Raw genomic sequence first — 14728 nt, forward strand, 5'->3', positions numbered from 1 at the left:
AGGCGCATGACGTATGAGAAGAATGACGGGCTCGAAGCATTCCGTACGGCCTTCAGCGGACAGACGTTGACGCCCAGCGATCCCGAATACGACAAGGCGCGCGCAATCTGGAATGGCGTCATCGACCGCAGGCCTGCGTTGATTGCGTGCTGCACCACGGCCGATCAGGTCGCGGGCGCCATCCGCTTCGCGCGCGCGCATGGGCTTCAACTCGCGATCCGCGGGGGCGGTCACAGCTACGCCGGAAACTCCGTGTGCGATGGCGGCCTGATGATCCATCTCGGCGCCATGAATGGCGTCGTCGTCGATCCTGTGGCCCGGCGGGCTGTGTGCGGTGGCGGCGCGACCTGGGCGGACATCGACGCGGCGACGCAGGCGCACGGGCTGGCGACCCCCGGTGGCTTCATCAGCCACACCGGGATTGCAGGGCTCACCCTCGGAGGAGGAATCGGCTGGCTCACCAAGGCGGCCGGACTCTCGTGCGACAACTTCGTCGCCGCCGAAGTGGTGACCGCCGACTCGCGCGTTGTCCGCGCGTCAGCCGAAGAGAACTCCGACCTGTTCTGGGCGCTGCGCGGCGGCGGTGGCAACTTCGGCGTCGTCACCTCATTCGAGTTTGCTCTTCATCCCGTGGGCCCTCTGGTCAACCTCGGGCTGTTTTTCTTCGGACTCGACAACGGTTCCAAGGCCCTGCAGTTCGCCCGCGAGTTCGTCAAGACCTTGCCCGACAACGCGACTGCCTTCCTCGCGATCGGCCTGAGCGCGCCGCCTGCGCCGTTCGTGCCCGAGCAGCACCGGTTTCTGCCTGGGCATGCGCTGCTGGTCGCGGGCTTCGGATCGGCCGAGGAACACCGGGCCGTCATCGCCCCGATTCGCGAGGCAGTGCCGCCTCTCTTCGAGTTGGTCACGCCGATTCCCTACGTTGCGCTCCAGCAGATGTTCAACGACAGCGCCACCTGGGGAACGCTCGGCTATGAGAAAGCGCTCTACCTCGACGAGTTGTCGGACGCTGCGATCGCGGTCATCGGCGAACACGTGCCGAAGAAGAGTTCCCCGCTGTCCTTCTGCCCGACGTTCATCCTGTCCGGTGCCTACCGCACCCCCGGCGACGCCGACACGGCCTTCGGCGGAAGCCGGACTGCCAACTACGTGTTCAACATCGAAGCCGCCGCCCCGCAACGCGAGATGTACGAAGCCGATCGAGCCTGGGTGCGCAATTTCTGGGAGGCGATGCGGCCGCTTGCAACCGGGTCGGGTGGCTACGTGAACTTCATGGTGGAGGCTGACGACGACCGCGTGCGCGCCTCGTACGGCGAGGCCAAGTACCAGCGTCTTGCGCGCATCAAGGCCGAATACGACCCGGACAACATCTTCAGCCTGAACGTCAACATCAAGCCGGCGCCGCAGGCTGCCTGAGCCCGACCGTGCCTGCGGGCGTCCGCAAACTTGCCAGCAGTCGCCGATAGTCCGGATTGTTTCGCAGCAACTCGCGGCCGGTGGCGATCAGCCGTGCTACCTGCTCCTTGTCCAGCACGAAGCTGGTCGGGATCTCGTTCAGGAAGCGGCGCAGTCGCACGTCGGGCACATCTTCGAAGCTCAATCGAATGAAGTACGAACTGACGGGCCGTTCGGGCGTTGAAAGTTCGCGAGTCCACTGGTCGAGGCTTTGCTGCGTCTGCTGAAGTGTCGCCACGTTGTAGCGATGCAGTTGGACGTTGGTGACGGCATTCATCGTCTGCTCGAATGTCGGTTCGCGGCTGGTCTCTCCGATGCCCCCGACCGCATCGGCCGCCGCGTTGACCGAGATGATGGCGATGCGGCGCGGTGGCGCGATGCCCTGCGCCTGGATGAATTTCTTCGCACCGCCCGCCAGATCGACAGCGCCCAGCAGTGCACGGAGGCCCAGGTTGTCGGTAATCCCGCCGTCGACCAGCTGGGCGTACTTGTGCGTGACCTTGTTCTGGTACGAGAGGTCGTCCTGCACGACCATGGTCAAGTAATCGTTGTCACTGTCGCGTTTCTTCGCGGCCTCGAGCCAGGCGGGTGTGCCGCGAGCGCAGCCGCTGTAGTTCTCGAGCACCACCGGTCCGAACAGCACCGGCACGGCACTCGAGGCCGTGACAGCGCGCGCGAGTGGAAACTTGCTCAGGTCCGAGCACATCAGGTCGAAATATTCCTGGACGAACGAGAAGCGCCCGCCCGAACTCAGGTCGGAACTGTTGATGAGGATCAACGGGGCATCACGCTTGATCAGGTCGCCGAAGGTCGCATCGCCGAAAAGCGACTGCTTGTAGTAGGTCACCGCCATTTCGGTGCGGCCGTGGCTGCTGAACCAGCGCGCGGGATTCAAGAAGCCGCGCACCAGTGCGGCTTCAACGTCGCTGCGAAGAAAGCGCTCCTCGTAGTCGACGAAGATGCGATTGCCGTAGAGGCCGTAGTAGGCCGACGTGAAACTACCCCCGGAAACCGAACTGATGACCGTGATCGCATCGAGCAGGCTTTGCTCCTTGCCGTTCATCTGCACATGGGTGTCGCGCAGTTCCTGCATCACGCCATAGGACAGGGCTGCGGCGCGCGTGCCGCCACCTGAGAAGGCAACCGCCAGCATCAGCTCGTCGGAATGACGATGCTGGTTCCTGGCAAATTCACCCAACGCAAAGACAGGCTCATGTTGACCCGGTGCCAGCGGCACATTCTCGACCAACCCATAAGTGGTGCACGCGCCGAGGGCCAGCGTCACGCCCAGCAGCAACGCTTGTCGTCGGATGCAGCCTTGTGAGGAAACCGTCATGGCACGCGCTGTCTCCAGTGGCACAGGCTGCGGATTCTCAAAGAAAAGCGGCAGGTCCGCTATCCCGGCCTGCAGACCGAAAGCGCAATGAACCATCGAAAAAGGTGAAAATCCCGCGCATCCCTCGATGCCTTGCTCAAGGAGTCACATGAAGAAGTCAGTTCTTGCTGTCTTTCTCTGCGCCACGTCTTTCGGCGCGTTGGCGTTCGATGACTTCGAAGGCAAGTACGTCAACGGCGACGTCACCATTGAATGGCGCGCTGGCGGCCGATTGGGCAACGAGTTCGTGTCGAGCATTTGTCCCGACAAGAAGTTTCGGCCTCGCACTCATGCGAGTCACTCGCATGCGGGCAAGGACTACGCGATCAGGTCCGACTTCAAGTTTGCGAAGCTCGAAGTCACCGGAGACAACAAGTGCCTGCCGAAGGGCACCTACCAGCGCGTTCCATGACGTCTTCCGAATTCCGCCTGCGCTAGGCGTCGAAGCGATAGAAGGCCTGCGGGTTGTGCACCAGCAGGCGCTCTCGCAATGCCGGATCGGGCGCAATGCGCGCCAGCGCGTCAACCAGCATGCCGTCATCTGGCACGTGGTCGTGCAGCGGATGCGGCCAGTCGGTGCCCCAGAAGCAGCGGTCCGGGAAATCCTGCACGAGCGTGCGTGCGATTGCGATGCCGTCCGCGTAGCCCGCCTCGCGCGAGATGCGATCGATGCCGCTGACCTTGACGCAGAACAACGGGTTTTCCATGAGCGCATGAAGCGCCACGAAGTCGGGGTGCGCCAGCCCCGCCGAGCCATCGACGCGCGCCATGTGGTCGACCACGACCGGCACCGCGCTGTCCGCGAGCGGCACGGCCAGCGCATGGATCAGGCCGCGCTCGAAATGCACCTGCAGGTGCATGCCGAGCGGCGCGAGCCGGCGCGTGAAGGCCACGACGCGCTCGACATCGAAATCGCCGCCGGAATCCTTCGTGAAATTGAAGCGCACACCCCTGAACCCTGCAGCGGCGAGCCGCAAAAGCTCTTCATCAGCCACATCGAGTGGGAGCAGTGCCACACCGAGGTATCGGCCGCCGCCGGCCGTGATGGCGTCCTCCACCACCCGGTTGTCGTGGCCGTGGCAAAGCGACTGCACGATGACGCAGCGATCGATGCCGAGCTTGCGATGCAGTGCGAAGAGCGTCTCCTTGGGTGCATCGGCCGGCGTGAAACTGCGGCCCTCCGCAAACGGAAACCGCGCCGCCGGTCCGAACACATGCACATGCGCATCACAGGCGCCGCGTGGAAGATGCAACTGCGGCGCGGAAGGCCACGGGTTGTAGGTCAGCGTAGGCCGCACGGGATGCTCGCGATGCGGTTTCAGCCCAGCCGCTGGCGCATCGCCTCGTAGAGACACACGCCGCTTGCGACCGACACGTTGAGGCTCTCGACCGCACCCGCCATCGGAATGCTGACCAGCTCGTCGCAGGTCTTGCGCGTGAGCTGCCGCATGCCCTCGCCTTCGGCGCCGAGCACCATTGCGAGCGGACGCTTCAGGTCGCACTGGTAGAGCGTACCGGGCGCGTCGTCGCTGGTGCCCACGCACCAGATGTTGCGTTCCTTGAGTTCGCCCAACGTACGCGCAAGGTTGGTCACCATGAAGTACGGCACCGTCTCGGCCGCACCGCTCGCAACCTTGGCCACAGTGGCGTTGATGCCCGCCGCATGGTCCTTGGGGGCAATCACCGCCTGGGCACCCGCGCCGTCCGCCACGCGCAGGCAGGCGCCGAGGTTGTGCGGATCGGTCACGCCGTCGAGCACCAGCAGCAGAGGCACGGTGCCGGCAGCCTCGAGCCCTTCGAGCAGCTCGTCGAGCGAATGGGTCTGGGGAATGGGCTCCACGCGCGCCGCCACGCCCTGGTGGCCGTGGCTACCGGCGAGCTTGGACAGGCGCAGCCCGTCGGCCTCGATCAGCCGCACACCGGCCTCCTGTGCGCGGGCGACGAACTGCCGCATGCGCGCGTCGCGCCGGCTCGCATCGAAAAGCACCTCGATCACCGATTTCGGCGCGGTCTTGATGCGCACGCCTACGGCATGGAAGCCGAAGATCACTTTGGGAGAAGACATCGGGGGATTATCGAGCCCTCGGCCCCCGGCACCGGCATCAGAGCCGACCGGTGATGTACAGCAAGAGCAGAAGGATGATCATCACGACGACGATCGCAACCACCCATTTGCCTGCGCCGCTGCGCCGCTCGGGACGCGCCTGGGGGCCCGGCCCGCTTCGGGGCGCCAATCCACCGAAGGCAGTGTCGTCTTCATCGTCGTCAGGGTTTCTCGGTCGCTGCATGGCAATCTCCCCTGCTGTGCGTGGAGGCCGCGCCGCGCGGCCCGCCGTTCCGAAATGCCATCAGGCGCTCAAGCGCCGTGTCCGTCGAGTGCCACGCGGCCGGCCTCGATCGTGATCCGCCGTTCGCACCGTTCGGCGATGCTGCGGTCATGCGTGACGAGCACCAGCGTCGTGCCCAGTTCGCGGTTGAGATCGAACATCAGTTTCATCACCTGTTCGCCCGTTGCAAAGTCGAGACTGCCCGTGGGTTCGTCGGCCAGCAGCAATGCGGGCTGTACGACAAATGCCCGCGCCAGCGCCACGCGTTGCTGTTCGCCGCCGGACAGCACCTTGGGATAGTGGCCGAGCCGCTGCCCCAGGCCCACCCTGCCGAGCATTTCGGTCGCGGCCTTTCGGGCGTCCTTGCGGTCGGCGAGTTCGAGTGGCAGCATCACATTCTCGAGCGCGCTCAGGTTGCCGAGCAGCTGGAAACTCTGGAACACGAAGCCGACCTTCTGGGCGCGCAGGGCCGCACGTTCGTCTTCGTCGATGGCGAACAGATCCTCGCCGGCGAGCTTCACGGTGCCGCGGGTGGGCGTGTCCAGGCCGGCGACGATCGACAGCAGCGTGCTCTTGCCCGAACCCGAGGCCCCGACGATGGCGGCAGTCTCCTTCGCGCCCAGCGTGAAATCGATGTCCTGCAGAATGTCCAGCGTTCCGGTCGAATCGGTGACTGACTTGAAGACATGCTCGACCGCAACAATTGCTTCGGATGGGCCATCGGTTCGGATTGAGGACATTGAAAGGATTTCGCGAAGTGAATCGACGTCACTTTATCTTGAGCGGCGCGCTGGCCGGCGGCGCAGGGTCATGGCTGTCGGTCGACGCCCTGGCGGGGACGGGCAAACCGCCCGTGATCCTGGTGGTCGGCGACTCGCTTTCGGCCGAATACGGACTCAAGCGCGGCGACGGCTGGGTGCCCCTGATGGAGAAGCGCCTCGCCGAACAGAAGATTCCCGCCACGGTGATCAATGCCAGCATCAGCGGTGACACCAGCGCGGGCGGCCGGGCCCGATTGCCAGGGTTGCTCGCGCAGCACCAACCCACGCACGTGGTGCTTGAACTCGGCGCCAACGACGCACTGCGCGGCCTGCCACTGGCGAGCACCGAGGACAACCTGCTGCAGATGACCAAGGCCGCGCAGGCCGCCGGTGCGCAGGTGCTCATCGTGGGCATCCAGGTGCCGCCCAACTACGGAAGCGACTACACGCGACGCTTCGAGGCGATCTTCACGAAGGTGGCGAGCGCCACCAAGACGCAGGTCGTGCCCTTCCTGCTGAAGGGTGTGGCGGACAGCCCCGACTCGGCCATGCTGTTCCAGGCCGACCGGATTCATCCGACGGCGGCGGCGCAGCCGCGCATGCTGGACAACGTCTGGACGCCCCTGCGGAAGATGCTCCCCAAGTAAGCGCCAGACAAGAAAGCCGCCGCGGGCGCTTGCCTGCGGCGGCTCTTTCTTGCTGAACCTGGGAGCGACTCAACCGTTCTTGGTGGGCAACTCCGGGACGGTCGGCGGATCGCGTTCGAGCGAAGCCACGTCGGTTTCCGGATCGCCCGGTGCCAACCCATCGCTGCTGGGCATGAGCTTGCGGTTGGCTTTTTCCCGTGCCTTGTCTTCCTTCTTCTTCTTCTTTGCCAGTTCCTTCTGGCGCTTTTCATAGCCATAGTTGGGTGTTGCCACTGCTTCTCCTTCGGGCGAGGCAGTCAGGTTGACTGCGCTTGACCGCACTGTACGCGATATCCGCCCGGCCTCAGAGTGCCGCGAGGGCCTGTTCGAGGTCGGCGCGCAGGTCTTCGACGTCCTCCAGGCCGATCGAGAAACGCACCAGCGTTCCCTTGTGCGGCCACCGCGCGACACCGGGGTCGCGCATGAGGCCGATGTCGTAGGGCACGACCAGGCTGATCGGGCCGCCCCAGGAGTACCCAAGCCGGAAAAGTGCCAGGCTGTCGCAAAAGCGATCGATCTGCTCGGTGCCGTAGCGCGCATCGAAAACCACTGAAAACAGGCCCGCCGCCAGGTCGGTCGCACCACAAAGCCGCAGCCAGTGGGCGTGGCCGGGCGAGCCTTCGAGCGCGGGATGGAGCACCTGCGCGATCTCGGTGCGGCCTTCGAGCCAGCGGGCCAGTTCTCGCGCGCTGCGGTCGTGTGCCTCGTAGCGCAGCGCGATGCTCGGGAGCGAGCGCAGCAGCGTCTCGACATCGCCGACGCCGATGCCGAAGCCCATGCGCATGTGGGTGAGCTTGAGTGCGCGGTGCAGGCGCTCGTCGCAGGTGATCACACTGCCCATCAGCACATCGCCGCCGCCGCTCGGGTACTTGGTGAGCGCCTGGACCGAGACGTCGACGCCCTGCCCGCTGCCATTGAAATCGAAAGGCGCGAACGCCAGTCCGGCACCCCAGGTGTTGTCGAGCGCGACATTGATGCCGCGTGCGCGGCAGACGCCGACAAGGGCCGGCAGGTCCGGGAATTCCATCGTGACCGAGCCGGCCGCCTCCACCCACACGAGCTTGGTGCGATCGGACAGCTTGGCCGCGAGGTCCGTCGGATTCATCGCGTCGTAGAGTTTGTGGGTGATGCCGAAGTTGGCCAGTTCGCCATTGGCGAGCGCCTTGTTGGGGCCGTAGGCGTTGTCCGGAATGAGCACCTCGTCGCCGGTCTTGAGAAGCGCGAAGGACACCAGCGAGATCGCCGCGAGGCCGCTGGGAACCAGCAGGCACTCGGTGCCGCCTTCGAGCGTGGCGAGCCGCTCTTCGAGCGTGAAGGTGGTCGGCGTGCCGTGCAGGCCATAGGTGTAGCCGGCCTTGGTCTTCCAGTCGCGCGCGCGCATGGCAGCGACGTCGGCGAAGAACACGGTCGACGCCTTGTAGACGCCGGCTTGCGGCGCCGCGAAATTCGCGGGAGGTTTGTACGGATGGTGGATCAGGTCGGTGATGGGCTTTCGCATGCCCGCCATGCTAGTCGACTGGATCGGGCCCCGCACGGTTGAACGGTGGCTAACATCGTCCCCTTTATCCACGTGAAGCCAGCATCCGCATGATTCGTGCCGCGTCTGTTCTGTTGAACGCCCGTGTGGCCCTGCAACGTGCCTTCGGCATCACGGCCTGGCAGTCCATGCTCCTGTGGTCCATCGTGGCCGGGCTGCTGGGCGCGCTCGCCACCGAACTCTTCCGCGCGGCCTTCTTCGGCCTGGATCTTCTGCTGCTCGGGCAAAGCGGCGGCCTGGTGAAGATCGCGCAGAGCCTGCCCTGGTGGGCGCGAATCGCCACGCCCACGATCGGTGGCCTGGTCGCCGGGCTGCTGTTGGTCTGGGCGCGTCGTGCGACGGTGCAGAAGTCGACGTCCGACTACATGGAGGCCATCGTCCTCGGCGACGGACGCATTCCGGTGAGGCAGACGCTGACGCGCAGCGCGTCTTCGCTGGTCAGCATCGCCAGCGGCGGCTCGATCGGGCGCGAGGGGTCGATGGTGCAACTTGCCGCGCTGAGCGCCTCCCTGCTGGGCAGCGCCTTGCGCCTGCCGGTGGAGCGCTTGCGCCTGCTGGTGGCCTGCGGCGCGGCGGCGGGGCTCACGGCCGCCTACAGCGCGCCGATTGCCGGCGCCTTCTTCGTGGCCGAGATCGTCCTGGGCTCCATCGCCATGGAAAGCGTCGGCCCGATCATCATTGCCTCGGTGGTCGCCAATATCACCATGCGAGCGCTGCCCGGCTACCAGCCCCCGTATGAAATGCCGCCCTTCCCGGCCGTCAACGGCGCGGAAGTGCTGTTGTTCGCCCTGCTGGGGGTGCTGATCGGCTTCGCATCGGTGGGTTTCCTGCGTGCGCTCGGTGCGTCCCGTGCGCTCTTTGCGCGACTGCCGATGGCGCTGCCCTGGCGCATGGCACTGGGTGGTTTGGTGGTGGGCCTGATCTCGGTGCCCTTGCCGGAAGCCTGGGGCAATGGCTACAGCGTGGTCAATTCCGTGCTGCACACGCCCTGGCCCTGGGTGATGATCGCCCTGGTATTGGCCGGCAAGACGATCGCGACGCTGGCGACTGCGGGCTCCGGGGCCGTGGGCGGCGTGTTCACCCCCGCGCTCTTCGTCGGCTGCATGATCGGCGCGCTGTTCGGCCACGCTGCCCATGCGCTCTGGCCGCACGCCACCTCGGCGCCCTTTGCGTACGCGATCGTCGGCATGGGCGCCTTCCTGGCCGGGGCCAGCCAGGCACCGCTGATGGCGATCCTGATGATCTTCGAGATGACCTTGAGCTATCAGGTCATGCTGCCGTTGATGGCGGCCAGCGTCATCGCGTACTTCGTCGCGCGCTCGGCCGATGCCGGCTCCATGTACGAAATCACCGTGCACCGCCGCGAGCAGCATGACGAACAGCTCCGGCTGCGCGCCCTGTGCGCGCGCGACCTGGTCGAGCCTGCGGAAACGGTCGTCGGTCCTCATGCAGACAAGGAATCGATGAGCCGGCTCTTCCTGCAATATCCGGTCAAGTATCTCTATGTGGTGGACGCCGAGCAGCGCTACCTGGGCGTCGTGCCGCTCTCGGCGCTGGGAGCGACGCCCGAAGGGCACGCGGGCGCACAACTGCGCGCGGCTGACTTGCTGTCGCAGGTCATCCAGCCGATCACTGCCGACATGGTCCTGAGCGCCTCGCTGGAGCGCTTCCTGGAGCACCGCGGCGAGCGTCTGCCCGTGATCGAAAGCGAGGAGCGGCCGGTGTTGCTCGGCGTGGTGACGAAGAGCGCGCTGTTGTCGACCTACGTGCGACTGAGCGGATAGTCTGCCGAACACTCGTCGACCGAATCGGCCGGACGTCGCACAATGGTCCGCTCGAATGGACGGAGCCTGTCCCCGATACCTTCCGAAAGGACGTTTCGATGAACAACCAGGTGCTTTATCCCTACATCTGCGTGCACGACACCGCCGCAGCCATCGCGTTCTACGCGGAGGTCTTCGGTGCGAAAGAGCAGTTCCGGCTGGCCGAGCCCAGCGGACGCATCGGGCATGCCGAGATGGATTTCAATGGAACGTCGCTGATGCTGTGCGACGAGTTTCCCGAATACGGCATTCGCAGCGCCAACACGATCGGCGCCACGCCGGTCACCTTGCATCTGCACGTGGACAACGCCGATGCTGTGATCGAGCGCGCGCTGAAGGCGGGCGCGACGCTCGAAATGCCTGCCGAAGACCACTTCTACGGCGAGCGCTCCGGCTCTTTTCGCGATCCTTTCGGGCACCGCTGGAACGTCGGCCACCCCATCGAGAACGTGACGACGGACGAGATGCAGCGGCGCTACACCGACGAGCTCAGCCAGTGAGCCCGGCCAGCACGACGCTGGTCAGACCGACCACTTCTCCATCAGCTTGTCCGCGCCCATGGAGTCATAGCCCTCGAAAGGTTGGTGAATCCACGGATTCGTCTGGAGATATTCGACCGAGTAATCGGGCGTGAAGGTCGACAGCGCCTTGGTCCAGAGCACGGCACTGCGGAGCTCGGTGATGGGCTTGTAGCTGCTCTTGAGCATCTCGACCACGGCGTGCAGCGTGTGGCCCGAATCCGCCAGGTCGTCGACCAGCAGCACCTTGCCGGCGATCTCGCCCTTCGGCGTGGTGATGTAGCGCGCGATGTCGAGATGGCCCTGGATCGTGCCGGCGTCGGCGCGGTAGGAACTCGTCGACATGATCGCCAGCGGCTTGTCGAAGATGCGCGACAGCACGTCGCCGGGGCGCATGCCACCGCGTGCCAGGCACAGAATGGTGTCGAATTGCCAGCCCGACTGGTACACCTTGATCGCGAGCTTCTCGATCAGGTTGTGGTACTCGTCGTAGCTCACGTAGAGGTGCTTGCCGTCTTCGGTCAACATGAAAATCGTCTCCTGCGGGTGGGTCAGTCTGCCAGATACGGGTGGCGCATCATGATGGTGTGATCGCGATCAGGGCTCGTCGAGACCATGTGGATCGGCACGCCGGTGACCTGCTCGATGCGCTGCAGATAGAGCCGCGCATTGATCGGCAGCTTGTCGTATTGCGTGACGCCCACCGTGCTTTCGCTCCAGCCTTCGAGCTTTTCGTAGACCGGCGTGCAGCGCGCGATCTCGTCGGCGCCCATCGGCAGGATGTCGGTGTATTCGCCGTCGAGCTGGTAGCCGGTGCACAGTTGCAGTTCTTCCAGGCCATCGAGCACGTCGAGCTTGGTGATGCAGAGACCGCTCAGCCCGTTGACCTGCGCCGAGCGCTTCAGCAGCGCCGCGTCGAACCAGCCGCAGCGACGGCTGCGTCCGGTGGTCACGCCCCTCTCGGCGCCGACCGTACTCAGGTGGTAGCCGACCGTACCGGGCTTTTCCCAGTCGAGTTCCGTCGGGAACGGACCGCCGCCCACGCGCGTGCAATAGGCTTTGGTAATGCCGAGGATGTAGTGAAGCATGCCGGGTCCGACGCCCGAACCCGCCGCCGCATTGCCCGCCACGCAGTTGCTGGAGGTCACGTAGGGATAGGTGCCGTGGTCGACGTCGAGCAGCGTGCCCTGCGCGCCTTCGAAGAGCAGATTGGCCCCGGCGCGGTTCGCGTCGTTGAGCTCGCGCGACACGTCGGCCATCATCGGCTTGAGCAGTTCGGCGTGGTGCATGGCCTCGTCATAGACGGTGTCGAAGTCGATCGCAGTCGCTCCGAGCACCTGGGTCAGCACGTGGTTGTGCAATTCGAGCAGCACGCGCAGCTTGGTCGCGAAACGCTCGGGATGCTTCAGGTCCTGCACGCGCAGGGCGCGGCGGGCGATCTTGTCTTCATAGGCCGGGCCGATGCCGCGGCCGGTCGTGCCGATCTTCTCGATGCCGCCCTTTTCGCGATAGGCCTCGCGCGCGATGTCGAGTGCCGCGTGGAACGGCAGGATCAGCGGGCAGGCTTCGCTGATGCGCAGGCGCGAACGCACCTCCACACCCGCCTTTTCGAGGCCTTCGATTTCCTCGAACAGCTTGGCAGCCGACAGCACCACGCCGTTGCCGATGTAGCACTTCACGCCGGGCCGCATGATGCCGCTCGGGATCAGGTGCAACGCCGTCTTCACGCCATTGATGACCAGGGTGTGGCCTGCGTTGTGCCCGCCCTGGAATCGGACGACCCCCTGCGCGCTTTCGGTCAGCCAGTCGACCAACTTGCCCTTGCCTTCGTCGCCCCACTGGGTGCCGACGACGACCACGTTTCTTCCGGTGGTTACGCTCATGATGTTTCGCTTCAGAGGGTTCAGATGGGTTGCACGCGCCATTGGCCGCCGTGCTCGACGAGTTCGCGATCGCAATGGAATTCGTCGATCTCGCTGTCGTGGCCGGGCAGGACGCACACCACGGTCTCGCCCTTGCTGCGCAATGCGGCGATGGTCTTGTTGAGCCCTTCGGCATCGCTCCAGGGCGCGCGAATCGCGGCGCGCAGCGGCCTCGCCGGCAGCACGCCGACCAGTTCGCGTACGTCGAGGCTGAAGCCGACCGCGGGACGGTTGCGGCCGAACACGGCGCCGACCTCGTCGTAACGACCGCCGCGCACCAGGGCGTCGCTGGCCCCGCTCGTGTAGATGCCGAAGCGCATGCCGCTGTAATAGGCGTAGCCGCGCAGATCCGCGAGGTCGAAGCTCACGCTGGCGCCCTCGAGGCGGGCGGCAAGCTGCTTGAGATCGGATAAGGCCGCGCGCACGCCGGCGGTGTCAGGCAGAACCTTGGCGGCTTCGTCGAGCACGGCCGCGTCGCCATAGAGCTGGACGAGCGCCAACAGGCCTTCGCGCGCGGGCGCGGGAAATGCAGACGTGAGATCGCGCAGCGTGCTCGAATCCTTCGCGGCAAGTGCCGCATGCACACGAGCGATGGCCACCGCATCGACCGGCACGCCGGCAAACAGCGAACGAACGATGCGGGCATCCGCCATGTCGACAATGACGGGTGCCTGCGCGCGCCCTGTCACACCAGCGGCACCCAAGCAGTCGAGCGCCAGGCGCAGGATCTCGGTGTCGGCTTCGAGCCCCGCGTGCCCGTAGATCTCGGCGCCGAACTGGAGAGGTTCGCGCGTCGCGTGGGGGCGGTCAGGCCGGGTATGGAGAACGGGGCCGCAATAGCAAAGCCGCGCCACGCCCGCCCGATTGAGGAGGTGCGCATCGATGCGCGCGACCTGTGGCGTGGTGTCGGCCCGCAGCCCCATGCTGCGCCCGGAAAGCTGGTCGACCAGCTTGAAGGTTTGCAGATCGAGCGCTTCGCCGGTGCCGGAAAGCAGCGATTCGAGGTGTTCGAGCAAAGGCGGCATGACCAGCTCGTAGCCATAGGCACGGGCGGTATCGAGCAGTTCGCGTCGAAGTTCTTCGATGTGGCGCGCCTCGGAAGGCAGCACATCGGCAATGTGATCCGGAAGGACCCAGGCGGACATGGAGATCGGGGGCGTGGTTAAACCGGGATTCTACCGGCACCGCGCTACCCCAAAAGCCAGAGCAGCAACAGGCCCAGGAGAATGCTGCAAAGCCCGAAGAAGCGCAGCTGCCCGTCGCGCAGCTGCATCAGCTGGCTGAAGCCGCGCCGCCAGCCGCCGGGCGAGAGAAAGGGCAGCAACCCCTCGATCACCAATACGAGCGCCAGGGCACTCCAGAAGGTATCGGTGTCCACGTCGAATTCAGTTTTCCGTCAAGTGGGGGCGAGTCATGCTACCGACGGGGCGCGTTCGAGGTCGATCCCGAACTTTGCATCGATCGGAAGAAATCAGAGGACGGGTCCAGCACCATCACATCGCTCTTCTTGTTGAAGCTCTGCTTGTAGGCGTCGAGGCTCCGGTAGAACAGCGCAAACTGCGGGTCGCGTCCGAATGCGTCGGCGTACAGGCTTGCGGCGCGCGCATCGCCCTCGCCCTTGATCTTCTGCGCGTCGCGGTAGGCGTTGGCGACAATCACCTCTCGCTGGCGATCGGCATCGGCGCGGATCTTTTCGCCCTCGGCCACACCCGTGGAACGAAGTTCGTTGGCCACGCGCTTGCGCTCGGCTTCCATGCGGCGATAGACCGATTCGGTGATCGCCTCGACATAGTCGACACGGGTGATCCGCACGTCGACGATATCGACGCCCCAGGGCTTGGCGCCCTTCACGACGGCCAGAACCTCGCGCTGCACGTCGGCCATCAAGGCCTCGCGGCGCACCGAAATCAGGTCGCGCACGGTGCGCTTGTTGATGTTTTCCTGGAAGGCGTTGCGCACCACGCGGTTGAGTTGCACGGCGCCCGCGTTCTCGTCGAGGCCGACATTGCGGATGTATTCCGACGGGTTGGTGACGCGCCAGCGCACATACCAGTCGATGACCACGCGCTGCTTCTCGGCCGTCAGCATCGGCTCGGGATCGATGCTCGACAGCGTCAGGAGGCGCTTGTCGATGTAAGACACGTTCTGGAACGGCGGCGGCAGCTTGAAATTCAAGCCGGGCTCGGTGATGACTTCTTTGATCTGCCCCAGTGCATAGACCACGCCGAACTGGCGCTGGTCGACGACGAAGAGTGTCGAACTCGCCAGTGCGAGGAGCACGAGGATCGAAGAGACGATGAATCCGATTCTGTTCATGGGTTCTG

At 65.2% G+C, this 14728-nt stretch carries 17 protein-coding genes; 5 read left to right on the plus strand and 12 right to left on the minus strand.

Translation table 11 applies throughout. The annotated features are described in order from the left end of the window. The first annotated feature begins 6 nt into the window (after positions 1 to 6). A complete protein-coding gene (locus tag AC1DN9_RS22380) occupies positions 7 to 1416 on the plus strand; it encodes an FAD-binding oxidoreductase (protein ID WP_478103789.1) in 1410 nt (469 codons plus the stop codon). Here the strand turns inward: AC1DN9_RS22380 and AC1DN9_RS22385 are convergent. Beyond that, positions 1391 to 2791, minus strand: a complete 1401-nt coding sequence (locus AC1DN9_RS22385; RefSeq protein ID WP_478103790.1) for a patatin-like phospholipase family protein — start codon at positions 2789 to 2791, stop codon at positions 1391 to 1393. The genes AC1DN9_RS22380 and AC1DN9_RS22385 overlap by 26 nt on opposite strands. A gap of 148 nt (positions 2792 to 2939) precedes the next feature. Here AC1DN9_RS22385 and AC1DN9_RS22390 point away from each other — a divergent pair, with 148 nt between their 5' ends. After that, positions 2940 to 3242: a hypothetical protein gene (locus tag AC1DN9_RS22390; protein WP_478103792.1), complete on the plus strand. Its 303-nt coding sequence runs from the start codon at positions 2940 to 2942 to the stop codon at positions 3240 to 3242. 22 nt (positions 3243 to 3264) lie between these two features. On the opposite strand, the gene AC1DN9_RS22395 is transcribed toward AC1DN9_RS22390, so the two are convergent. From AC1DN9_RS22395 to AC1DN9_RS22410, 4 genes are all read right to left on the minus strand, one after another. Continuing rightward, positions 3265 to 4128: an amidohydrolase family protein gene (locus tag AC1DN9_RS22395; RefSeq protein ID WP_478103793.1), complete on the minus strand. Its 864-nt coding sequence runs from the start codon at positions 4126 to 4128 to the stop codon at positions 3265 to 3267. Between the two features lie 20 nt (positions 4129 to 4148). Continuing rightward, positions 4149 to 4895, minus strand: coding sequence for a 23S rRNA (guanosine(2251)-2'-O)-methyltransferase RlmB (gene rlmB / locus AC1DN9_RS22400; RefSeq protein WP_478103794.1), 747 nt, complete (start codon positions 4893 to 4895; stop codon positions 4149 to 4151). A gap of 37 nt (positions 4896 to 4932) precedes the next feature. After that, positions 4933 to 5118: a hypothetical protein gene (locus tag AC1DN9_RS22405; RefSeq protein ID WP_478103795.1), complete on the minus strand. Its 186-nt coding sequence runs from the start codon at positions 5116 to 5118 to the stop codon at positions 4933 to 4935. A gap of 68 nt (positions 5119 to 5186) precedes the next feature. Next, positions 5187 to 5897, minus strand: coding sequence for an ABC transporter ATP-binding protein (locus tag AC1DN9_RS22410; protein ID WP_478103797.1), 711 nt, complete (start codon positions 5895 to 5897; stop codon positions 5187 to 5189). A gap of 17 nt (positions 5898 to 5914) precedes the next feature. Between AC1DN9_RS22410 and AC1DN9_RS22415 the strand changes: the two genes are divergently transcribed. Continuing rightward, complete coding sequence (locus AC1DN9_RS22415; RefSeq protein ID WP_478103798.1) at positions 5915 to 6565, plus strand: arylesterase; 651 nt, start codon at positions 5915 to 5917, stop codon at positions 6563 to 6565. 69 nt (positions 6566 to 6634) lie between these two features. Here the strand turns inward: AC1DN9_RS22415 and AC1DN9_RS22420 are convergent, their stop codons facing one another. Together AC1DN9_RS22420 and AC1DN9_RS22425 are read right to left on the minus strand one after the other, a co-directional pair. Next, complete coding sequence (locus AC1DN9_RS22420) at positions 6635 to 6838, minus strand: hypothetical protein (RefSeq protein ID WP_478103799.1); 204 nt, start codon at positions 6836 to 6838, stop codon at positions 6635 to 6637. A 70-nt stretch (positions 6839 to 6908) separates the two neighbouring features. Further along, positions 6909 to 8102 carry a PLP-dependent transferase gene (locus AC1DN9_RS22425; RefSeq protein ID WP_478103800.1) on the minus strand — a complete coding sequence of 398 codons (1194 nt, stop codon included), beginning with the start codon at positions 8100 to 8102 and terminating at the stop codon, positions 6909 to 6911. Positions 8103 to 8191: 89 nt separating this feature from the next. On the opposite strand from AC1DN9_RS22425, the gene AC1DN9_RS22430 reads away from it, so the two are divergent. Together AC1DN9_RS22430 and AC1DN9_RS22435 are read left to right on the plus strand one after the other, a co-directional pair. Further along, on the plus strand, positions 8192 to 9925 hold the full coding sequence (locus tag AC1DN9_RS22430) for a ClcB-like voltage-gated chloride channel protein (RefSeq protein WP_478103802.1): 1734 nt from the start codon (positions 8192 to 8194) through the stop codon (positions 9923 to 9925). 98 nt (positions 9926 to 10023) lie between these two features. Then, positions 10024 to 10464 (plus strand): VOC family protein, encoded by a 441-nt coding sequence (locus tag AC1DN9_RS22435; protein ID WP_478103803.1) that lies wholly within the window; start codon positions 10024 to 10026, stop codon positions 10462 to 10464. A gap of 21 nt (positions 10465 to 10485) precedes the next feature. Here the strand turns inward: AC1DN9_RS22435 and AC1DN9_RS22440 are convergent, their stop codons facing one another. Genes AC1DN9_RS22440 through hflC form a run of 5 tightly spaced genes read right to left on the minus strand, consistent with a single transcriptional unit; the run spans position 10486 to position 14720 of the window. Then, on the minus strand, positions 10486 to 11010 hold the full coding sequence (locus AC1DN9_RS22440) for a phosphoribosyltransferase (protein WP_478103804.1): 525 nt from the start codon (positions 11008 to 11010) through the stop codon (positions 10486 to 10488). Between the two features lie 23 nt (positions 11011 to 11033). Then, complete coding sequence (locus tag AC1DN9_RS22445) at positions 11034 to 12365, minus strand: adenylosuccinate synthase (RefSeq protein ID WP_478103806.1); 1332 nt, start codon at positions 12363 to 12365, stop codon at positions 11034 to 11036. A gap of 20 nt (positions 12366 to 12385) precedes the next feature. Beyond that, the gene (locus AC1DN9_RS22450; RefSeq protein ID WP_478103807.1) at positions 12386 to 13549 is read right to left on the minus strand and encodes an ATP phosphoribosyltransferase regulatory subunit; all 1164 of its coding nucleotides are present in this window, start codon (positions 13547 to 13549) and stop codon (positions 12386 to 12388) included. 44 nt (positions 13550 to 13593) lie between these two features. Next, positions 13594 to 13782, minus strand: coding sequence for a DUF2065 domain-containing protein (locus AC1DN9_RS22455; protein WP_478103808.1), 189 nt, complete (start codon positions 13780 to 13782; stop codon positions 13594 to 13596). 38 nt (positions 13783 to 13820) lie between these two features. Beyond that, complete coding sequence (gene hflC / locus AC1DN9_RS22460) at positions 13821 to 14720, minus strand: protease modulator HflC (protein ID WP_478103810.1); 900 nt, start codon at positions 14718 to 14720, stop codon at positions 13821 to 13823. Between the last annotated feature and the right edge of the window lie 8 nt (positions 14721 to 14728).

The organism is Variovorax sp. 05L425, assembly GCF_056397705.1.

Excerpts from the sequence above, each read along its gene's own strand:
- AC1DN9_RS22380 (WP_478103789.1), top strand. The coding sequence starts at position 7 with ATGACGTATGAGAAGAATGACGGGCTCGAAGCATTCCGTACGGCCTTC.
- AC1DN9_RS22385 (WP_478103790.1), bottom strand. The coding sequence starts at position 2,791 with ATGACGGTTTCCTCACAAGGCTGCATCCGACGACAAGCGTTGCTGCTG.
- AC1DN9_RS22390 (WP_478103792.1), top strand. The coding sequence starts at position 2,940 with ATGAAGAAGTCAGTTCTTGCTGTCTTTCTCTGCGCCACGTCTTTCGGC.
- rlmB (WP_478103794.1), bottom strand. The coding sequence starts at position 4,895 with ATGTCTTCTCCCAAAGTGATCTTCGGCTTCCATGCCGTAGGCGTGCGC.
- AC1DN9_RS22405 (WP_478103795.1), bottom strand. The coding sequence starts at position 5,118 with ATGCAGCGACCGAGAAACCCTGACGACGATGAAGACGACACTGCCTTC.
- AC1DN9_RS22410 (WP_478103797.1), bottom strand. The coding sequence starts at position 5,897 with ATGTCCTCAATCCGAACCGATGGCCCATCCGAAGCAATTGTTGCGGTC.
- AC1DN9_RS22425 (WP_478103800.1), bottom strand. The coding sequence starts at position 8,102 with ATGCGAAAGCCCATCACCGACCTGATCCACCATCCGTACAAACCTCCC.
- AC1DN9_RS22430 (WP_478103802.1), top strand. The coding sequence starts at position 8,192 with ATGATTCGTGCCGCGTCTGTTCTGTTGAACGCCCGTGTGGCCCTGCAA.
- AC1DN9_RS22435 (WP_478103803.1), top strand. The coding sequence starts at position 10,024 with ATGAACAACCAGGTGCTTTATCCCTACATCTGCGTGCACGACACCGCC.
- AC1DN9_RS22440 (WP_478103804.1), bottom strand. The coding sequence starts at position 11,010 with ATGTTGACCGAAGACGGCAAGCACCTCTACGTGAGCTACGACGAGTAC.
- AC1DN9_RS22445 (WP_478103806.1), bottom strand. The coding sequence starts at position 12,365 with ATGAGCGTAACCACCGGAAGAAACGTGGTCGTCGTCGGCACCCAGTGG.
- AC1DN9_RS22450 (WP_478103807.1), bottom strand. The coding sequence starts at position 13,549 with ATGTCCGCCTGGGTCCTTCCGGATCACATTGCCGATGTGCTGCCTTCC.
- hflC (WP_478103810.1), bottom strand. The coding sequence starts at position 14,720 with ATGAACAGAATCGGATTCATCGTCTCTTCGATCCTCGTGCTCCTCGCA.